Genomic DNA, 17685 nt, shown 5'->3' on the forward strand with positions numbered 1-17685 from the left:
CCGGGTGGCCCTTCGTCGTCGGCTCAGCCCAGCAGCTCGCGCACCACCGGGGCCAGGCCCCGGAACGCCTTTCCGCGGTGGCTGATCGCGTTCTTCTCCTCCGGCGTCATCTCCGCGCACGTGCGGGACTCGCCCAGGGGCTGCAGGATCGGGTCGTAGCCGAAGCCGCCCGTGCCCGAGGGCTCGTGGCGCAGGATGCCCTCCAGGCGGCCCTCGACGACGCGTTCCGTGCCGTCCGGGAGGGCGAGGGCCGCGGCGCAGGCGAAGTGGGCGCCGCGGTGTTCGTCGGCGATGTCGGAGAGCTGGGCGAGGAGGAGGTCGAGGTTGGCCTTGTCGTCGCCGTGGGTGCCGGACCAGCGCGCGGAGAAGATGCCGGGGGCGCCGTTCAGGACGTCGACGCAGAGGCCGGAGTCGTCGGCGACGGCGGGCAGGCCGGTGGCGCGGGCCAGGGCGTGGGCCTTGAGGAGGGCGTTCTCGGCGAAGGTGACGCCGGTCTCCTTGACGTCGGGGATCTCCGGGTAGGCGTCGGCGCCGACGAGTTCGACGTCGAGGCCGGCGGCGGTGAGGATCGCGTGGAGCTCGGTGACCTTGTGGTGGTTGCGGGTGGCGAGGATCAGGCGCTTCATGGCACGGATTATCCCCGGGCCGCCCGTCGCGCCCGTCCCTACTTCGACGTGCAGACCTTCGTCAGCTCGCCCGCCGCGTTCCTGAGCGGCGTGAGGTCGGGTGCCTTGTTCTGGCGTACGGACTCGCGGGCGTCGGTGACCGCCTGCTGGAGGTGGTCGAGGGCCTTGCCGACGTCGGCGTTGCCCGTCTTGTCCTTGAGCTTCTTGGTGTCCGCCTCGAGCGTGTCCAGGGCCTTGTCGGCCTGGGTGGGGTCATTGGCGGCGTCCGTGACGGCCCGCTGGAGCGTGTCGACGTCGTTGGTGATCTCGACGCCCAGGCGCGCGCAGTCGACGGCCTTCTGCGCGGTGGAGCACCCCGCCGCCAGCGGCACGGCCAGCAGGGCGGCGGCGAGGGCGGTGAGGGTCGTGGTGCGGCGGCGGTGTGCGGACATGGGCTGCCTTCCGGTGCGGGCGGGGCGGGCGTACGGCCCGGGCACTGCCGGACCGTACGCCTCTATCAACGCTCCTGCCACGTCCTATGGTTGCGTCGGCCGCGCGAGCCGTGCGCTACAGCGTGCGGGCGAGGGCCTCGCGCTGGGCGGCGTCCAGGGAGGCGCAGCCGGCGACCGCCAGGTCGAGGAGGCTGTTCAGCTCCTCGCGGGCGAAGGGCTCGGCCTCGGCGGTGCCCTGGACCTCGACGAAGCGGCCGTCGCCGGTGCAGACGACGTTCATGTCGGTGTCGGCGCGCACGTCCTCCTCGTAGCAGAGGTCGAGGAGGGGGACGCCGCCGACGATGCCGACGCTGACGGCGGAGACGGTGCCGGTGAGCGGCTGGCGGCCGTGCTTGACGAGCTTCTTGCCCTGGGCCCAGGTGATGGCGTCGGCCAGGGCCACGTAGGCGCCAGTGATGGCGGCGGTGCGGGTGCCGCCGTCGGCCTGGAGGACGTCGCAGTCCAGGACGACGGTGTTCTCGCCGAGGGCCTTGAAGTCGATGACGGCGCGCAGGGAGCGGCCGATGAGGCGGGAGATCTCGTGGGTGCGGCCGCCGATCTTGCCGCGTACGGATTCGCGGTCGCCGCGGGTGTTGGTGGAGCGCGGGAGCATCGAGTATTCGGCGGTGACCCAGCCTTCGCCGGAGCCCTTGCGCCAGCGGGGTACGCCCTCGGTGACGCTGGCGGTGCAGAAGACCTTGGTGTCGCCGAAGGAGATGAGCACGGAGCCTTCGGCGTGCTTGCTCCATCCGCGCTGGATGGTCACGGGGCGGAGCTGGTCGGGGGTGCGGCCGTCGATGCGAGACATGGTGATGAGCCTATCGGGATGACAGAGGGCCCCGTTCCGGTTGGCGTCGTGTACGCGACAATCGGAACGGGGCCTTCCGTGCGGAGCCGGATGGCTCAGCTCACAGCATGTCCTCGATCTCACCGGCGATCGGGTCGGCGTCGGTGCCGATGACGACCTGGATGGCAGTGCCCATCTTCACGACGCCGTGGGCGCCGGCGGCCTTGAGGGCGGCGTCGTCGACGAGGGAGGGGTCGGAGACCTCGCAGCGGAGGCGGGTGATGCAGCCCTCCACCTCTTCGATGTTCTCGATCCCGCCGAGGCCGGCGACGATCTTCTCAGCCTTGCTGGCCATGTGCACTCCTGGTTGTCTCAGCCCTTCGGCGGTTCCGCCGACCGGCTTTCACACGGTAACCCACGTATAGCCCAACTATGCGGGCGTATGTCCGCCATCTGTCGAAGGATGGCGAGCACCCGGCACTGCTCCCGGGAGGTCCACACCGCACCGCAAGTGGTCTACACCAGTATGCCAGCAGCCGGAGGACGCAGATGAGTTCGATCGCCGCGGCGGCCCCGCGGAAGAAGAAGCGCCTGCACGGCCTCTTCCAGGGGCTGCAGAAGATGGGGCGCAGCCTCCAGCTGCCGATCGCGGTGCTGCCGGCGGCGGGCATCCTCAACCGGCTCGGTCAGCCGGACGTCTTCGGTGCGGACGGTCTGGGCTGGACGGACGTCGCCAAGGTGATGGCGGGCGCGGGCGGGGCGCTGCTGGACTCCTCGCTGGGGCTGCCGCTGCTGTTCGCGGTCGGTGTGGCGATCGGCATGGCGAAGAAGTCGGACGGCTCGACGGCGCTCGCGGCGGTGGCGGGCTTCCTCGTCTATTACGCGGTGCTGCACCAGTTCCCGCAGGAGTGCCCCGCCGGCTCCAGGCACACGGCGATCGGCCTGCTGTCCGGGGTGTGCGTGACCGCGGCCGGGGAGCCGTCCGCGGTGGGCTACCAGAACCCGGGGGTCTTCGGCGGCATCGTGATGGGGCTGCTGGCGGCGTGGTTCTGGCAGCGCTACCACCGGGTGCGGCTGGTGGACTGGCTGGGCTTCTTCAACGGCCGCCGGCTCGTGCCCATCATCATGGCGTTCGTCGCGATCGCCTTCGCCGCGCTGTGCCTGTGGGTCTGGCCGTGGGTGGGTGCGCGGCTGACGGACTTCAGTGAGTGGCTGGTCGATCTGAGCTCGCTCGGCGCCGGGATCTTCGGTGTCGCGAACCGGGCGCTGCTGGTGATCGGGCTGCATCAGTTCCTGAACGTCTTCGTGTGGTTCCAGTTCGGGGACTTCACCAAGCCGGACGGTCAGGTCGTGCACGGCGACATCAACCGCTTCCTGGCGGGCGACCCGACGGCGGGCCAGTTCACCTCGGGCTTCTTCCCGATCATGATGTTCGCGCTGCCGGCGGCGGCGCTGGCCATCGCGCACTGCGCGAAGCCGCAGCACCGCAGGACGGTGAGCGGAATGATGCTGTCGGTCGGGCTGACCTCGCTGGTCACCGGGATCACCGAGCCGATCGAGTACTCGTTCCTGTTCATCGCGCCCCTGCTGTACGTGGCGCACGCGGTGCTGACCGGTGTGTCGATGGCGGTGACGTGGGAGCTGGGGGTGCACGACGGCTTCAGCTTCTCGGCGGGGCTGATCGACTACGTCATCAACTGGGGGCTCGCGACGAAGCCGTGGCTGATCATTCCGATCGGGCTGGGCTTCGCGGTGCTGTATTACGTGGTGTTCCGCTTCGCGATCACGTTCTTCGACATTCCGACGCCGGGGCGGGAGCCGGAGGCGCTGGCGGAGGAGATCGAGAAGGAGAACGTGAAGTAGCCGCGTGGACGGGTAAAGGGGCCGGAAGGGGGAAGGGTGGAGCGGGGCACCGTCCCGGGCGCCCGGAATCAACGTGACGTAAGGGTGGCGTGACGCAGCGCAGAGCGCTCACGCCACCTCCGCGCGGGTGCGTCAAGAGCGCCTGGAGCGATGGATTCCTTTATGCCCGACTCACGTGCTACAACAGGTCTAAACCACTAGTGGTGTAGACCAAATCGCGGGCCGTCCCCCCTTTTCCCCGAGCGCCCGCCTCACCTGGAGGAATCCGATGAGTACGGCAGCCAAGGCGGCAAAGGCGGCGCCTGAAGAGGCGGCACCGGAAAAGAAGAAGCGCGGCGCCGGCGCCATGGCCGTCGCGCAGCGCATCGGCCGCAGCCTCATGCTTCCGGTCGCGGTCCTGCCCGCGGCCGCGCTCCTGGTCCGGCTCGGCAACAACGACATGCTCGGGCGCGACTCCTTCCCCGAGTTCATAACCAAGATCGCCGGCTATATGGCGGCGGGCGGCAACGCGCTGCTCGGCAACATGGCGCTGCTCTTCGCCGTCGGTGTGGCCATCGGCTTCGCCAAGAAGTCGGACGGCTCCACGGCCCTGGCCGCGGTCTCCGGCTACCTGGTCTTCAAGGAGGTGCTCGCCACCTTCACCGACAAGAACCTGCCCAAGGTCGCCGCGGTCGTCGACGGCAAGATCGTCATGAATGAGGCGCCCGTCAACGCCGGCGTCCTCGGCGGTGTGGTCATGGGTCTGGTCGTGGCGCTGCTCTACCAGCGCTACAGCCGCAAGAAGCTCCCCGACTGGCTGGGCTTCTTCGGTGGCCGCCGTCTGGTCCCCATCCTGTCGGCCTTCGCCGGTCTGCTCATCGGCATCCTCTTCGGCCTCATCTGGCCGGTGCTGGGCACGGGTCTGCACAACTTCGGCGAGTGGCTGGTCGGCTCCGGTGCCGTGGGCGCGGGCATCTTCGGTGTCGCCAACCGCGCGCTGATCCCGGTCGGCATGCACCACCTGCTCAACTCCTTCCCGTGGCTGCAGGCCGGTGACTTCAACGGCAAGCACGGCGACATCGCCCGCTTCCTCGCCGGCGACCCCGACGCCGGCCAGTTCATGACCGGCTTCTTCCCGATCATGATGTTCGCGCTCCCGGCGGCCTGCCTGGCGATCGTGCACTGCGCCCGCCCGGAGAACCGCAAGGTCGTCGGCGGCATGATGGGCTCGCTGGCGCTCACCGCGTTCGTCACCGGTGTGACCGAGCCGATCGAGTTCACCTTCATGTTCATCGCCCCGGTGCTGTACGCCATCCACGCGCTGCTCACCGGTGTCTCGCTGGCGCTGACCTGGGCGCTGGGCATGAAGGACGGTTTCGGGTTCTCGGCCGGCGCGATCGACTTCCTGCTGAACCTGGGCATCGCCACCAAGCCGTGGATGCTGGCCGCGGTGGGCCTGTGCTTCGGCGCGCTGTACTACGTGGTGTTCCGCTTCGCGATCACCAAGTTCAACCTGCCGACCCCGGGCCGTGAGCCCGAGGGCGCGCTGGAGGACACGGGCAAGGCCTGATCCCCGTACGCACATGCGAAGGCCCCCGGAACCGCTCGGTTCCGGGGGCCTTCGCCGTAGCTGGGGGGATGTCTACAGCTCGTACACGGCTCCCGCGTGGGCCAGTTCCGCGGGGCCGTCGTAGACCGAGCGGGCGTCGCGCAGATTGGTGAGCGGGTCCGTCCACGGCGGGATGTGGGTGAGGACGAGGCGGCCGGCGCCGGCCCGGGCGGCGCACTCGCCGGCCTCCAGGCCGTTGAGGTGGAGGTCGGGGATGTCCTCCTTGCCGTGGGTGAAGGACGCCTCGCACAGCAGCAGGTCCGCGCCCATGGCCAGTTCCTGCAGGGCGGCGCAGGGGCCGGTGTCGCCCGAGTACACCAGCGAGCGGCCCCGGTGCTCGACCCGGAAGGCGAAGGCCTCGACGGGGTGGCTGACCCGGTCCGTGCGGATGGTGAAGGGGCCGAGCGTGAAGGTGCCGGGGGTGAGGGTGCGGAAGTCGAAGACCTCGCTCATGCATGCCTCGTCGGGGACGTCGCCGTAGGCGGTCAGGAGCCGCTTCTCGGTGCCTTCGGGGCCGTGGACGGGTATGGCGTCGGCCCGGCCGCCGTCGTGGCGGTAGTAGCGGGCCACGAAGTAGCCGCACATGTCGATGCAGTGGTCCGGGTGCAGGTGTGACAGGAGCACGGCGTCGAGGTCGTAGAGACCGACGTGGCGCTGCAGCTCGCCGAGGGCGCCGTTGCCCATGTCGAGGAGGAGCCGGTATCCGTCGGCCTCCACCAGATAACTCGAGCAGGCCGATTCCGTGGACGGGAACGAGCCCGAGCATCCGACGACGGTGAGCTTCATGCGGGCCTGAACCTCCGTGGGCTGGTTACGGGGGGCCATGCGGTGCAGTCGAGCGTAAGGCGAGAAACGGGCGGTGACTCCTCCGAGAGGGTGGCGTGTGGGCGGAATCACCAGGACGGACCTGGCCCGCAGCGCGAAGGCCCCGGCCCGCGCCCGGAAGGAGGAGCGCGGTCGGGGCCTGCGGGCCGGGGTGCGGAGGACGGGAGGGGCGGACCGGGACAGCCGGTGCCGCCGTCGCGCGCCCTACAGCGGCTTGTGCCGCTCGGCGCGGTCCAGCGTGTCCATGAAGCGCTGGAAGCGCTCGGCCGACTCCTTGCTGCCGGCCGTCACGGTGAACACCTCGGGGGTCATGAATGCCGCGAGCCGCTCACGTGTCTCGGGAGCGAGCGCATCCCACGCCGCCCTGTCCAGCCGTGACTGCGCCGCAGTTTCCGCACTGCCAGTTTCCATTGTTGAGTTGCCTCATGTCCGAAGATCCACATACGGGACAGTTCATGTGCGTCTCCTACGGGATGATGTCAGCCGCTTGCCAACATCGGTAGTAGCAAGTTCACCCGTGCACAGTTCTGTGTTTTACGGACCGGCGCGGACAGGCGGCGCACCCGGCTAGGCCCAGAGCTGGCCGTGCAGCGTCTCGACGGCCTCTTCGGTGGTGGCGGCAGTGTAGACACCGGTGGAGAGGTACTTCCAGCCGCCGTCGGCGACGACGAAGGCGATGTCGGCGCTCTCCCCCGCCCGTACGGCCTTACGGGCGACGCCGAGCGCGGCGTGGAGCACGGCGCCGGTGGACACACCCGCGAAGATGCCCTCCTCGGCGAGGAGTTCGCGGGTGCGGCGCACCGCGTCCTCGGAGCCGACGGAGTAGCGGGTGGTGAGGACGGCGGCGTCGTAGAGCTCGGGGACGAAGCCCTCGTCGAGGTTGCGCAGCCCGTAGACGACGTCGTCGTAGCGGGGCTCGGCAGCCACGATCTGCACGCCGGGCTTGTGCTCGCGCAGGTAGCGTCCGACGCCCATGAGCGTGCCGGTGGTGCCCAGACCGGCCACGAAGTGGGTGATCTCGGGGAGGTCGGCGAGGATCTCGGGGCCGGTGGTGGCGTAGTGGGCGCCGGCGTTGTCGGGGTTGCCGTACTGATAGAGCATCACCCAGTCGGGGTGCTGGGCGGCCAGCTCCTTGGCCACCCGTACGGCCGTGTTCGAGCCCCCGGCGGCGGGCGAGGGGATGATCTCCGCGCCCCACATGGCGAGCAGCTGCCGCCGTTCCTCGCTGGTGTTCTCCGGCATCACGCACACCATGCGGTAGCCCTTGAGCTTGGCGGCCATGGCGAGGGAGATGCCGGTGTTGCCGGAGGTGGGCTCGAGGATGGTGCAGCCGGGGGTGAGCCGGCCGGCCTTCTCCGCCTGCTCGATCATGTGCAGGGCGGGGCGGTCCTTGACCGAGCCGGTGGGGTTGCGGTCCTCCAGCTTGGCCCAGACGCGCACGCTCTCCGACGGGGACAGGCGCGGCAGGCGGACGAGCGGGGTGTTGCCGACCGCCGCGAGCGGCGATTCGTACCGCATCAGGCCATGCCGCCGGCGACCGCCGGGAGGATGGTGACGCTGTCGCCGTCGGTGAGCTCGGTGGCGATGCCGGCCAGGAAGCGGACGTCCTCGTCGTTGAGGTAGACGTTCACGAAGCGGCGCAGCTCGCCGCCGGCGGCCTCGTCGACCAGGCGCTCACGGATGCCCGGGTGGCGGGCCTCCAGGTCCTTGAAGAGCTCGTCGAGCGTGGCGCCGCTGCCCTCGACGGCCTTCTTGCCGTCGGTGTAGGTGCGCAGGATGGTCGGGATGCGGACCTCGATGGCCATGGGTGTGCTCCTGTCGGAGTGCGGGGTCGGTTCGTGTGGAACGCGGAGGCTCACATCGTGAGAACCATGGGGCGCATGGTATCGATTCCCTGTGCGCCGGCCGGAAGTTCGTCCCGGTATGCGGACGATTCTGTCTCAGGATTCTCCGTAGGCGGGGACCACCCTGACCTCTTCCTCGGTGACCTGGCCGTCGACGATGCGGTACGAGCGGAACTGGAAGGGTCCGGCGTCGTCGGTGTCGGCGGTGGAGACCAGGACGTAGTGGGCGCCGGGCTCATTGGCGTAGGTGAGGTCGGTGCGGGAGGGGTAGGCCTCGGTGGCGGTGTGCGAGTGGTAGATGACCACCGGCTCCTCGTCGCGGTCGTCCATCTCGCGGTAGAGCCGGAGCAGGTCCGTGGAGTCGAACTCGTAGAAGGTGGGCGAGCGGGCGGCGTTGAGCATCGGGATGAACCGCTCGGGACGGTCACTGCCTTCCGGTCCGGCGATCACGCCGCACGCCTCGTCGGGGTGGTCGGCGCGGGCGTGCGCGACGATCCGGTCGTAGAGGTCCTGTGTGATGGTCAGCATGCGCGCCAGGATAAGCACAGGGCCCCGCCGGCAAGCACGGAGCCCGCCGCGTACCGGGGTCGGTACGGGCGGGCTCCGTGGTGGTGCGGCCTGCGACTACTTGGTGAGCGAGTAGTCCTTGCGCTCGAAGGCCTGGGGGTTGCGGGACTTGAGCACGCGGTACGAGACCCACATGATCGCGGCCCAGACGGGGGCGCAGTACAGCGAGATGCGCGCGTCCTTGTCGATGCCCATGAGGACGATCACCATGAAGATGAAGGCCAGGGCGAACAGGCTGGTCCAGGGCGCGCCCGGGGCCTTGAGCTCCGACTGCGGCAGCTCGCCGCGGTCGGCCTTGCGGCGGTAGCGGAGCTGGGCGAGGAGGATCATGATCCAGGCCCACATACCGGAGATGGTCGCGAAGGAGACGACGTAGTTGAACGCCTCGCCCGGCCACTGGTAGTTGATCCACACGCCGACGAGCATCAGCGCGGCCGAGAAGGTCGTACCGCGCAGCGGCAGGCCCTTCTTGGTCAGCTGGCCGAAGAACTTCGGACCCTGGCCGTTGAGGGACAGGTCGCGCAGCATGCGGCCGGTGGAGTACATGCCGGAGTTGCAGGACGACAGCGCCGCGGTGAGGACCACGAAGTTGACGATTCCGGCACCGGCCGGCAGACCGATCTTGGCGAAGGCCGCCACGAAGGGGCTGACGCCGGGCATGAACTCGGTCCACGGGACCACGGACAGGATGATGATCAGCGCGCCCACGTAGAAGACGGCGATGCGCCACGGCACGGTGTTGATGGCCTTGGGCAGGGTCTTCTTGGGGTTGGCCGCCTCGCCCGCGGTGACGCCGACGAGCTCGACGGCGAGGAAGGCGAACATCACGATCTGCAGGGTCATCAGCGTGCCGCCGAGGCCCTTGGGGAAGAAGCCGCCTTCGGACCACAGCAGGGTGAAGGAGGCGGTGTCGCCGGCGTCGGAGAAGCCGAGCATGATGACGCCGATGCCGATCAGGATCATGCCGATGATGGCGGTGACCTTGACCATGGAGAACCAGAACTCCAGCTCACCGAAGAGCTTCACGGAGATCAGGTTGGCGAAGTAGAGGATGACCGTGAATCCGAGTGCCGAGGCCCATTGCGGGATCGACTTGTCCCAGTAGTGCACATAGTGGGCGGCCGCTGTGACCTCGGTGATTCCGGTGACGACCCAGAAGAGCCAGTACGTCCATCCGGTCACATAACCCCAGAAGGGGCCGAGGAACTCCCGGGCGTAGTCCGAGAAGGAGCCCGACACCGGGCGGTACATGAGCAGCTCACCGAGCGCTCGCATGATGAAGAAGATGACCAGGCCGGCTATCGCGTAGGCCAGGATCAAGCTGGGTCCGGCCTTCGATATCGCCTTGCCCGCGCCCAGGAACAGGCCGGTGCCGATGGCGCCACCAATGGCGATCATCTGAATCTGTCGGTTGCCCAGCCCCCGCTGGTAACCCTCGGAAGCTTCCTTGCCGCTTCCCTCTCCGTCCCGCACGGCAGTGCGGTCGGCGACCTGCTCAGAGGTCATGGTGGTGCGCCTTTCTCCATACCGATCCGGTTGCTCCGGATCGGGTTCCGATCCCCCCGGATGGAGTCCTGCTCAGCGCCGACGGTCGGTCGGCTAGCGCTTCCGCTGTGACAGGGGTGGCGTCACAGAGGCAGGTCGGCAAGAAGTATCACGTGTAAAGATGAGATCATCGGAGCGGTTGTGGCGCACGGCACAAAAAAATCCGGACACAAGTGATCTGGGCCACCAATAGCCGCGAGTACGGTGACTCGATCGTTATGCGGATGTGCGGGTCCGGTGAGCGAACGGCGCCGGGACGCGAGCGGAACAACCTCGGAACGGTTTGTTCCGTTTCATCCGGCCATCAGTGCCTCGACGAGGGTCTCCTGCAGCCCGCCGAGCCAGAGGTAGGCCATCACCATCGGCTTGCGCGGGTCCTCGTCCGGCAGCCGGAAGAGCGCCTCGCCGTCGTCCTCGTCGGTGATCTCCAGGCGGGCCCCGATGGTGAGCCGGAGGTCGTTCAGCGCGCCGAGCCACTGCTTGCAGCCCTCGGGCGTCAGCCGCAGCACGGCGTCGCCCGCGCCCGCGTCGCTGCCGCCGCCGAGGGCGTCGAGCGAGCGGACCACGCCGAGCGCGTCCTCGCGCTTGCGCTCACGCAGGTCGTTCTCGGTGTAGCGGCGGAATTCGGAGGCGTACGCGCGCTCCTGCCGGTCCTGCTCGGCGCCGGGGGTGCCGTAGGCGTCCGGGAACAGCCGGGCCAGGGCGGGGTCGGCCGGGGGCTCGCTGGGGCCCTCCGCGAACAGCCGCGCCAGCGGGTCGGCGGCCTCCGGGCCGTGCGTCTCCCCCGGGCCGATCAGCTCCAGGAGCTGCACGGCCAGACTGCGCAGAATCGAGATCTCGACCTCGTCCAGGGCGACGGCGGCCCCGCCGCCGGGCAGCGGCTCGAAGTGCCCGGCCATCAACGGTCCTGCGACAGCGTCGCCCAGAGCCCGTAGCCGTGCATCGCCTGCACGTCGCGCTCCATCTCCTCGCGACTGCCGCTGGAGACCGTGGCACGGCCCTTGTGGTGGACGTCGAGCATCAGCCGGTGCGCCTTGTCCTTGGAGTAACCGAAGTAGGCCTGGAAGACATACGTCACATAACTCATGAGGTTGACGGGGTCGTTATGGACCAGAGTTACCCAGGGGACGTCGGGTTCGGCCACCGCGAAGGGCGACTCGCCCGTTTCGGGCCGTTCGATCTCGACCGGTGCAACACTCACGCTTCCCATGCTGCCACTCGGCGACTGCCCGTGCACAAACGGGGGCCCCAACTTCACGCCCCCAGAAATCGTCACTCTGACGAGTAGGGGGGTAGCATCTGGACCATGAACGCTGCGGACCTGAGGCTCCCGGTCGACGTTCCCTCGACTGCCCTCTTCACCGACCGGTACGAACTCACGATGCTGCAGGGTGCGCTGCGGTCCGGCACCGCCGGCCGCCGCTCGGTCTTCGAGGTCTTCACCCGGCGCCTGCCCGAAGGCCGCCGCTACGGCGTCGTCGCGGGCACCGGCAGGGTCCTGGACGCGGTGGAGAACTTCCGCTTCGACAGCGGCGTCCTGGACTTCCTGGCCGAGCAGCGGATCGTGGACGAGCCCACCCTCGCCTACCTCGCCGACTACCGGTTCCGCGGTGACATCTGGGGCTACCCCGAGGGCGAGGTGTACTTCCCCGGCTCGCCCATCCTGCGCGTCGAGGGCACCTTCGCCGAGGCGGTGCTGCTGGAGACCGTGATCCTCTCGATCCTCAACCACGACTCGGCCGTGGCCGCCGCGGCCTCGCGGATGGCGGTGGCGGCCGGCGAGCGGCCGCTGATCGAGATGGGCGCGCGCCGCACGCACGAGCTGGCGGCCGTCGCCGCCGCGCGCGCCGCCTTCGTCGGCGGCTTCAGCTCCACCTCCGACCTGGCGGCCGGCTTCCGCTACAACATTCCGACGGTCGGCACCAGTGCGCACGCCTTCACGCTGCTGCACGACAGCGAGCGTGAGGCCTTCACCGCGCAGGTCGACTCCCTCGGCGGGGGCACGACGCTGCTCGTGGACACCTATGACGTCGCCGAGGCCGTCGCGATGGCCGTGGAGATCGCCGGGACGGGCCTGGGGGCCGTCCGGATCGACTCCGGCGACCTGCTGCTGCTCGCGCACCGGGTGCGCCGGCAGCTGGACGAGCTGGGCGCCAAGGACACCCGCATCGTGGTCACCAGCGACCTCGACGAGTACGCCATCGCCTCGCTGGCCGCGGCCCCCGTGGACGCCTACGGCGTGGGCACCCAGCTGGTGACCGGCAGCGGCCACCCCACCTGCTCGATGGTCTACAAGCTCGTGGCGCGGGCGGAGGGCCCCGGGGCGGACGCGCCGCTGGTGCCGGTGGCGAAGAAGTCGATGGGCGGCAAGACGTCGATCGGCGGCCGCAAGTGGGCCGCGCGCCGCCCGGACGCCGCCGGGGTGGCCGAGGCGGAGGTCGTGGGCACCGGAGAGGTGCCGGCGGAGCTCGCGGACCGGCAGCTGCTGGTGGAGCTGGTGCGGGCGGGCGAGGTGGTGGCCCGTGAGCCCCTGGACGCGGCGCGTGACCGGCACAAGGCGGCGCGCGCGGCGCTGCCGATGTCGGCGGCCCAGCTTTCGCGCGGTGAACCCGTGCTGCCCACGGAATACCTCTGAAGGGGGGCGCACGGCGCGCCCTCCCGCAACGCAATCCGAGTCACTACCCTCGGTCACACAGGGTTGATCCGCACAGTCGGCCGAGAGCCCCTCACCTAAGGATCTGCACCATGAACCGTGCACTGATCATCGTCGACGTGCAGAACGACTTCTGCGAAGGCGGCAGCCTCGCGGTGGCCGGCGGCGCCGACGTGGCGGCGGCCATAACCGACCTGGTGGGCGAGGCGCCCGCCGGGTACGCGCACGTCGTCGCCTCACGCGACATGCACATCGACCCCGGGGACCACTTCTCCGACCACCCGGACTACGAGCACTCCTGGCCGCGGCACTGCGTGGCCGGCACCGAGGGCAGCGGCTTCCACCCCAACCTCGCGCCCGCCATCACCTCGGGCGCCGTCCATGCGGTCTTCGACAAGGGCGCCTACGCCGCCGGGTACAGCGCCTTCCAGGGCACCGACGAGAACGGCACCGAGCTGGCGGACTGGCTGCGCGCCCGGGACGTCACCGACGTGGACGTGGTCGGCATCGCGACCGACTACTGCGTACGGGCGACGGCCCTGGACGCCCGCCGGGCGGGCTTCGGCACGCACGTCCTGCTCGACCTGACCGCCGGCGTCGCCCCGGAGACCACCCGGCGGACGCTGGAGGAGCTGCGGGAGGCCGGCGTGGAGCTGAGCGGCAAGCCGATCGTCCACGGCGGCTAGCGCCGCGCGGAGCGGCTCAGGGGGCACGTCAGGTGGCACGTCAGGTCGCAGGAGCCGGGCGCATCAGGCGGGCGATCGGATGCCAGGACTCGGTGTCGTCGTCCGGCGCCGACCGCCAGACGACCCCGTCGGGGTGGTGCAGCACGGCCGTGATCTCGTCCAGCGTGGGCGGATGGCTGTTGCCGCGCAGGTAGACGGCGCGCAGCCCGAGGTTGCGCAGCCGGGTGAGGGCCCGCTGGCGGTTCGCGGCGTGGACGAGCACGCGGACGCGCTCCCCCGGGCGGACGCCGCCGTCGGGCGGGCCGGCCAGGGACAGGGCGACGACCACGCTGCCGTCGGGCAGCCTGGCGAATCCACCACCTGCCATGTGCCTCACTTCTTCCCTGCGCGTAAGGGTGTCAATAAGACCATCATGGGAGGCATTGTCGGCGTGATCGGCCGCCGCCCGCTAGGGGGCGGCGGCCGATACGCCTGTGACCTGCGGCGATGCCGCTACCGGCGGGTCACTTGGTGGAGGGGCCGACCTGGATCGTCATCGTGGAGCCGGTGAGGGCCTCGGTGAGGATCCTGATGCGGGTGTTGGTGTCGGTGAGCTTCACGCCACCGGTGGGGTTCGACTCGTCGTAGTAGCTGTTCTTGTGGTCGTCGAAGACCGGAACGCCCATCTTGCCCTTGACGCGGGTGGGGACGCCGTCCTTGTGGACGGTGTAGCCCTCGGTCGGGTACCAGCTGAAGGTCGAGTCGTACGCCTGGAAGCGGTTGCGCATGAGCGTGCCGTCCGACCACTTCTCGGCCTTCGGGTGCGCGTCGATGGGCAGGATGCGGCCCGAGCCCGGGTGCTCGCCGACGTTGTTGTCCTTCTGCGAGGTGTCCCACAGCCAGATCAGCAGGCCGTTCTGGTACGGGAAGTGCTCCACCCAGCCCGGCTTCGCGGTGCGCCAGCCGAAGTTGTACGGGCCGACCTTGAGGGTCTTGTCGTACGACACGTACTGGCGGTTCTCGGCGATGTAGTACTGCGGGTACTCCTTGGTGAAGGAGGCGCCGATGCGCGAGAAGCCCTTCGCCGTCCAGCCGTTGTCGTCGCCCTCGGCGCCGTCGGAGACCAGCGCCGCGCCGTCGGCGGTCAGGGCGATGGCGTCGGCGGTGAAGCCCTTGCCGCCGGCGCCGCCGTCCGTCTGGTAGCGGAAGCGCAGGTCGATCTTCTTGCCCGCGTAGGCGTCCAGCGGGAAGGACAGCTTCTTGTACGCGCCCGAGACACCGGTCAGGGCCGGCTTGTCGCCGCCGTCACGGGTGATGGCCTTGCCGTCGGCGGTGCCGTCGACGGGCGTCCAGTTGGCGCCGCCGTCGGTGGAGACCTCGGTGTAGAGGTAGTCGTAGTTCTCCTCGATGTCCCACCAGCCGGAAAGGTCCAGGGAGGCCTTGGACTTGCCGGTGAGGTCGACGGACCGGGAGAGGGTGTTCTTCAGGTCGTCGCCGGCGCCGCTCCACCACTGCTTGGTGCCTTCGGCGGGCTTGACGACCTCGGTGGTGACCTTCTTGGCGGGGAGGTCGACGACGAGCGCCTGCTTGTCCTTGGTGTTGTACTCGGCGACGCCCAGCTTGTGGGTCGACTTCGTCGCGGCCTTGGCCTTGCCGTAGTTGAGCCAGCCGAGCTGCAGCTTGTCCCAGGCGCTCATGTCGCCGGGCAGGTCGCCGATGGTGTCCTTGCCCCGGCCGAGCCAGGAACCGGAGGACATCAGGGACCAGAAGTCGACGGAGGACTCACCGGTGCCGGTGGTGTCGTACTCGTCGGGCAGGCCCAGGTCGTGGGCGTACTCGTGGGCGAAGACGCCCAGGCCGCCGTTCTCGGGCTGCATGGTGTAGTCGCCGACCCACAGACCCGTGTCGCCGATCTGGGTGCCGCCGGCCTTGTTGTTCGCCGGGCCGGTCCGGCCAGCGTCGGAGCCGTAGGCGTACCAGCGGTGCGCCCAGATGGCGTCCTTGCCCTGGGCGCCGCCGCCGGCGGACTCGTCCTCGCCGGCGTGCACGATCTGGAAGTGGTCGATGTAGCCGTCGGGCTCGTTGAAGTTGCCGTCGCCGTCGAAGTCGTTGCGGTCCCACTGGTCGAACTTGGCCAGTTCCGCCTTGACGTCCGCGTCGCTGCGGCCCGCGGCCTTCTGGTCCTTGACCCACTGGTTGACGCCGTCGCGCACGAGGTCCCAGGCGCTGGGGCAGTTGGTGGAGCCGCAGTAGTTCGAGCCGTAACGGGCCTCGTTGGAGGGCACCTTCACCCAGTCGGTGACCGTGCCGTCGACGGAGTAGCGGCCGGACGACTGCTTCTCGTAGTACTTGGCCAGGGACTCCTTGTTCTCGTCGTGCGAGAAGTAAAGGTCCTGGAAGTACTCGCGGTTGTAGTCCTTCTGCCAGGCCGTGCTGTTGTCCTTCGCACGGTCCGGCCGGGCTATCTGGTTGTGGGCGGGGCCGGGGGTGCCGCCGTACTTCTTGACGGGCGGCTTCGGGCCGTCCGGCCCGTCCGGGTCGTACATCGTGGTGTCGTCGACCTTGTCGCCGAAGTCGACCAGGATCGTAAAGATCTTGTCGGTCTTCTCGCGGCCGAGCTCGACGTACTTCCCCTTGCCGAGCTGGACGACCTTCGACGCGCCGCGCTGCTCCGCCTTGGCGTCCCCTGCGACGACCTGCTGCAGCGCCGCCTTGCGCCGCTCTTCCTGCTTCTTGCTGAACGGGCCCTTGAGGTCGTGCTCCGCACCGCGCTTGACCTGGGCCGGGTCCTGACGCTGGATGGAGGCGGGTCCCTGGTCCGCGCCGGACGGGCCGGTCACGCCCGCCGCCTGCGCGGTTCCCGCCGCCATCGCGCCCGTACCGAGGGCCGCGATCACCACGGCCACCGCGGTGGATCTGGCGACCCTCCGTTGACTGATCTTCACTTGTGAATGTCCTCCCCAGTAACAACTGTGGAGGTATTTGACCGGAGGGAGGCGAGAAAAAACAGATCTTGACTGGGGCGAGCAGAGGAAGTACGTTATCCGGCCTTTAAGTTACGGATATCGGGCCACAACGGGCGCGCCGGTCTCACTTCTTGGCGTGGGGATGAATCCGTGCGCCCCTTACGCTCCCAGTACCGTGGGTTAGGTCACGCTTACCGCCAGTTCCCCTCGGGCAAAGAGCACCGTAGAGTCGATTGCGGTATGTACCAACGGTACGTACCAGCCGACTCCGCACTCTCCCCCATACCGTTGCCCTGCCTTGAGGACGGATCCCGCCATGCCGCGTCCGACTCCTGCACAGATCGCTTCCGGATCGGCCACCGTAGTCTTCTCGACCCTCGCCATGCTGCTGCTGTCACAGGCGAGGTCGGGGATCGGCGTCGCGGTCATCGCGCTGACCGCCCTCGCGCTCGGCCTGACCGTCGCCATGGCCGTCAGGACCCCACGCCAACGCGCCGTGGCCGCACCCCCGTTGCCCGAGCGGCGCACGCCCGCGCACGCGGGGCAGGCCACCGCGGGCGCGGGCGTGGGAGAGCATTCACTGCACGGTTGAGACCACCACGGTCTTGGCCGCCTTGTCGTGGATGCACTGGTGGTACGGCTGGTCCCACGTGCACCACAACACGTTCACCAGCCAGAAGACGAAGCCGCAGCACGGCACGATCTCGGGCAGGGAGTAGACGGCGGCGCGCGTCCAGCCCGGCTGGCCCTGCGGAATGGCGCCGTCGTCCAGCATCGCGACCCGGATCTTCAGCAGCATCTTGCCCAGCGTCTGACCGCGCGTGGTCAGCATCAGACCCTCGTAGACGAAGTAGACGAGGGCGATGATGATGGACAGTCCGGTGGACTTGCCCTGGTCGTTCCAGGGGTCGTAGTCCCAGGTCGCCAGCGAGAAGACCAGGCTGACGGGGATGCTGACGATGAGCCCGTCGACGATCCGCGCGATCAGCCGCCTGAAGCGGCTGGCCAGCGGCGGCATTCCGGCCAGCGGGTCGGCGGCGCCGAACTGGTCGCCGTAGGGATTGTCCGGACCGCCACCGCCGTACGGGCCCCCGCCGTACGGGCCCCCGCCCTGCGGACCGCCGCCGGCCCCGTACGGGCCACCGGTGGTGCCGCCGCCGCTCCCGGAGCCCGGATAGGGCGGTGGCTGGGAGGACTCCGGCTCCGGGGGCCGCTTCTGGAAGGGGTCGTTGCCCTGCGGCTGGTCGGTGCTCATGGCCCCAGTGGACCGCAGGCCCGCGATTCCC

General features: G+C 69.4%; 20 protein-coding genes. 5 read left to right on the top strand and 15 right to left on the bottom strand.

All coding sequences use genetic code 11. The features are described from left to right. Positions 1 to 23: 23 nt before the first annotated feature. The 4 genes from rdgB to ABZ956_RS25550 form a co-directional block, all read right to left on the bottom strand. Positions 24 to 626 (bottom strand): RdgB/HAM1 family non-canonical purine NTP pyrophosphatase, encoded by a 603-nt coding sequence (gene rdgB, locus ABZ956_RS25535; protein WP_361898050.1) that lies wholly within the window; start codon positions 624 to 626, stop codon positions 24 to 26. Between the two features lie 38 nt (positions 627 to 664). Then, positions 665 to 1057: a hypothetical protein gene (locus tag ABZ956_RS25540; protein WP_361898053.1), complete on the bottom strand. Its 393-nt coding sequence runs from the start codon at positions 1055 to 1057 to the stop codon at positions 665 to 667. Positions 1058 to 1172: 115 nt separating this feature from the next. Continuing rightward, positions 1173 to 1904, bottom strand: coding sequence for a ribonuclease PH (gene rph / locus ABZ956_RS25545; RefSeq protein WP_361898056.1), 732 nt, complete (start codon positions 1902 to 1904; stop codon positions 1173 to 1175). A 100-nt stretch (positions 1905 to 2004) separates the two neighbouring features. Next, positions 2005 to 2238, bottom strand: a complete 234-nt coding sequence (locus ABZ956_RS25550) for a PTS glucose/sucrose transporter subunit IIB (RefSeq protein ID WP_071963607.1) — start codon at positions 2236 to 2238, stop codon at positions 2005 to 2007. Between the two features lie 194 nt (positions 2239 to 2432). Here ABZ956_RS25550 and ABZ956_RS25555 point away from each other — a divergent pair, with 194 nt between their 5' ends. Then, positions 2433 to 3746, top strand: a complete 1314-nt coding sequence (locus ABZ956_RS25555) for a PTS transporter subunit EIIC (protein WP_361898060.1) — start codon at positions 2433 to 2435, stop codon at positions 3744 to 3746. A 268-nt stretch (positions 3747 to 4014) separates the two neighbouring features. Next, positions 4015 to 5295 (top strand): PTS transporter subunit EIIC, encoded by a 1281-nt coding sequence (locus ABZ956_RS25560; protein ID WP_361898063.1) that lies wholly within the window; start codon positions 4015 to 4017, stop codon positions 5293 to 5295. 72 nt (positions 5296 to 5367) lie between these two features. On the opposite strand, the gene ABZ956_RS25565 is transcribed toward ABZ956_RS25560, so the two are convergent. The 8 genes from ABZ956_RS25565 to clpS all read right to left on the bottom strand — a co-directional run bounded on the left by ABZ956_RS25565 (position 5368) and on the right by clpS (position 11325). Further along, positions 5368 to 6120 carry an MBL fold metallo-hydrolase gene (locus tag ABZ956_RS25565; RefSeq protein WP_361898193.1) on the bottom strand — a complete coding sequence of 251 codons (753 nt, stop codon included), beginning with the start codon at positions 6118 to 6120 and terminating at the stop codon, positions 5368 to 5370. 367 nt (positions 6121 to 6487) lie between these two features. Then, a complete protein-coding gene (locus ABZ956_RS25570; RefSeq protein WP_361898066.1) occupies positions 6488 to 6616 on the bottom strand; it encodes a hypothetical protein in 129 nt (42 codons plus the stop codon). A gap of 110 nt (positions 6617 to 6726) precedes the next feature. After that, on the bottom strand, positions 6727 to 7677 hold the full coding sequence (locus ABZ956_RS25575) for a cysteine synthase (RefSeq protein ID WP_361898068.1): 951 nt from the start codon (positions 7675 to 7677) through the stop codon (positions 6727 to 6729). After that, the gene (locus ABZ956_RS25580; protein ID WP_361898072.1) at positions 7677 to 7964 is read right to left on the bottom strand and encodes a MoaD/ThiS family protein; all 288 of its coding nucleotides are present in this window, start codon (positions 7962 to 7964) and stop codon (positions 7677 to 7679) included. Before ABZ956_RS25580 ends, ABZ956_RS25575 begins: the two co-directional genes overlap by 1 nt. A gap of 135 nt (positions 7965 to 8099) precedes the next feature. Next, entirely contained in the window at positions 8100 to 8531 is a 432-nt protein-coding gene (locus ABZ956_RS25585; RefSeq protein ID WP_361898074.1) for a M67 family metallopeptidase, read from the bottom strand. Positions 8532 to 8627: 96 nt separating this feature from the next. Continuing rightward, entirely contained in the window at positions 8628 to 10076 is a 1449-nt protein-coding gene (locus tag ABZ956_RS25590; protein ID WP_361898077.1) for an amino acid permease, read from the bottom strand. Positions 10077 to 10408: 332 nt separating this feature from the next. Further along, positions 10409 to 11014, bottom strand: a complete 606-nt coding sequence (locus tag ABZ956_RS25595; protein ID WP_361898080.1) for a DUF2017 domain-containing protein — start codon at positions 11012 to 11014, stop codon at positions 10409 to 10411. Next, positions 11014 to 11325, bottom strand: coding sequence for an ATP-dependent Clp protease adapter ClpS (clpS, locus tag ABZ956_RS25600; RefSeq protein ID WP_311611360.1), 312 nt, complete (start codon positions 11323 to 11325; stop codon positions 11014 to 11016). Before clpS ends, ABZ956_RS25595 begins: the two co-directional genes overlap by 1 nt. A 96-nt stretch (positions 11326 to 11421) precedes the next feature. Between clpS and ABZ956_RS25605 the strand changes: the two genes are divergently transcribed. Next, entirely contained in the window at positions 11422 to 12750 is a 1329-nt protein-coding gene (locus tag ABZ956_RS25605) for a nicotinate phosphoribosyltransferase (protein WP_361898083.1), read from the top strand. A 110-nt stretch (positions 12751 to 12860) separates the two neighbouring features. Next, positions 12861 to 13454: an isochorismatase family protein gene (locus ABZ956_RS25610; RefSeq protein WP_361898085.1), complete on the top strand. Its 594-nt coding sequence runs from the start codon at positions 12861 to 12863 to the stop codon at positions 13452 to 13454. 40 nt (positions 13455 to 13494) lie between these two features. On the opposite strand, the gene ABZ956_RS25615 is transcribed toward ABZ956_RS25610, so the two are convergent. Next, positions 13495 to 13821, bottom strand: a complete 327-nt coding sequence (locus tag ABZ956_RS25615; RefSeq protein ID WP_361898088.1) for a hypothetical protein — start codon at positions 13819 to 13821, stop codon at positions 13495 to 13497. A gap of 136 nt (positions 13822 to 13957) precedes the next feature. After that, positions 13958 to 16303, bottom strand: coding sequence for an immune inhibitor A domain-containing protein (locus ABZ956_RS25620; RefSeq protein ID WP_361898196.1), 2346 nt, complete (start codon positions 16301 to 16303; stop codon positions 13958 to 13960). A 412-nt stretch (positions 16304 to 16715) separates the two neighbouring features. On the opposite strand from ABZ956_RS25620, the gene ABZ956_RS25625 reads away from it, so the two are divergent. Next, complete coding sequence (locus tag ABZ956_RS25625; RefSeq protein ID WP_361898091.1) at positions 16716 to 16991, top strand: hypothetical protein; 276 nt, start codon at positions 16716 to 16718, stop codon at positions 16989 to 16991. Here the strand turns inward: ABZ956_RS25625 and ABZ956_RS25630 are convergent. Continuing rightward, positions 16977 to 17654: an RDD family protein gene (locus tag ABZ956_RS25630; RefSeq protein ID WP_361898094.1), complete on the bottom strand. Its 678-nt coding sequence runs from the start codon at positions 17652 to 17654 to the stop codon at positions 16977 to 16979. The genes ABZ956_RS25625 and ABZ956_RS25630 overlap by 15 nt on opposite strands. Positions 17655 to 17685 lie beyond the last annotated feature (31 nt).

The organism is Streptomyces sp. NPDC046261 (assembly GCF_040646235.1).
Taxonomy (GTDB): domain Bacteria; phylum Actinomycetota; class Actinomycetes; order Streptomycetales; family Streptomycetaceae; genus Streptomyces.

Excerpts from the sequence above, each read along its gene's own strand:
- clpS (WP_311611360.1), bottom strand. The coding sequence starts at position 11,325 with ATGGGAAGCGTGAGTGTTGCACCGGTCGAGATCGAACGGCCCGAAACG.
- ABZ956_RS25555 (WP_361898060.1), top strand. The coding sequence starts at position 2,433 with ATGAGTTCGATCGCCGCGGCGGCCCCGCGGAAGAAGAAGCGCCTGCAC.
- ABZ956_RS25605 (WP_361898083.1), top strand. The coding sequence starts at position 11,422 with ATGAACGCTGCGGACCTGAGGCTCCCGGTCGACGTTCCCTCGACTGCC.
- ABZ956_RS25540 (WP_361898053.1), bottom strand. The coding sequence starts at position 1,057 with ATGTCCGCACACCGCCGCCGCACCACGACCCTCACCGCCCTCGCCGCC.
- ABZ956_RS25610 (WP_361898085.1), top strand. The coding sequence starts at position 12,861 with ATGAACCGTGCACTGATCATCGTCGACGTGCAGAACGACTTCTGCGAA.
- ABZ956_RS25560 (WP_361898063.1), top strand. The coding sequence starts at position 4,015 with ATGAGTACGGCAGCCAAGGCGGCAAAGGCGGCGCCTGAAGAGGCGGCA.
- rdgB (WP_361898050.1), bottom strand. The coding sequence starts at position 626 with ATGAAGCGCCTGATCCTCGCCACCCGCAACCACCACAAGGTCACCGAG.
- ABZ956_RS25630 (WP_361898094.1), bottom strand. The coding sequence starts at position 17,654 with ATGAGCACCGACCAGCCGCAGGGCAACGACCCCTTCCAGAAGCGGCCC.
- rph (WP_361898056.1), bottom strand. The coding sequence starts at position 1,904 with ATGTCTCGCATCGACGGCCGCACCCCCGACCAGCTCCGCCCCGTGACC.
- ABZ956_RS25575 (WP_361898068.1), bottom strand. The coding sequence starts at position 7,677 with ATGCGGTACGAATCGCCGCTCGCGGCGGTCGGCAACACCCCGCTCGTC.
- ABZ956_RS25580 (WP_361898072.1), bottom strand. The coding sequence starts at position 7,964 with ATGGCCATCGAGGTCCGCATCCCGACCATCCTGCGCACCTACACCGAC.
- ABZ956_RS25595 (WP_361898080.1), bottom strand. The coding sequence starts at position 11,014 with ATGGCCGGGCACTTCGAGCCGCTGCCCGGCGGCGGGGCCGCCGTCGCC.
- ABZ956_RS25565 (WP_361898193.1), bottom strand. The coding sequence starts at position 6,120 with ATGAAGCTCACCGTCGTCGGATGCTCGGGCTCGTTCCCGTCCACGGAA.
- ABZ956_RS25570 (WP_361898066.1), bottom strand. The coding sequence starts at position 6,616 with ATGAACTGTCCCGTATGTGGATCTTCGGACATGAGGCAACTCAACAAT.
- ABZ956_RS25620 (WP_361898196.1), bottom strand. The coding sequence starts at position 16,303 with ATGGCGGCGGGAACCGCGCAGGCGGCGGGCGTGACCGGCCCGTCCGGC.
- ABZ956_RS25590 (WP_361898077.1), bottom strand. The coding sequence starts at position 10,076 with ATGACCTCTGAGCAGGTCGCCGACCGCACTGCCGTGCGGGACGGAGAG.
- ABZ956_RS25585 (WP_361898074.1), bottom strand. The coding sequence starts at position 8,531 with ATGCTGACCATCACACAGGACCTCTACGACCGGATCGTCGCGCACGCC.
- ABZ956_RS25625 (WP_361898091.1), top strand. The coding sequence starts at position 16,716 with ATGCCGCGTCCGACTCCTGCACAGATCGCTTCCGGATCGGCCACCGTA.
- ABZ956_RS25615 (WP_361898088.1), bottom strand. The coding sequence starts at position 13,821 with ATGGCAGGTGGTGGATTCGCCAGGCTGCCCGACGGCAGCGTGGTCGTC.
- ABZ956_RS25550 (WP_071963607.1), bottom strand. The coding sequence starts at position 2,238 with ATGGCCAGCAAGGCTGAGAAGATCGTCGCCGGCCTCGGCGGGATCGAG.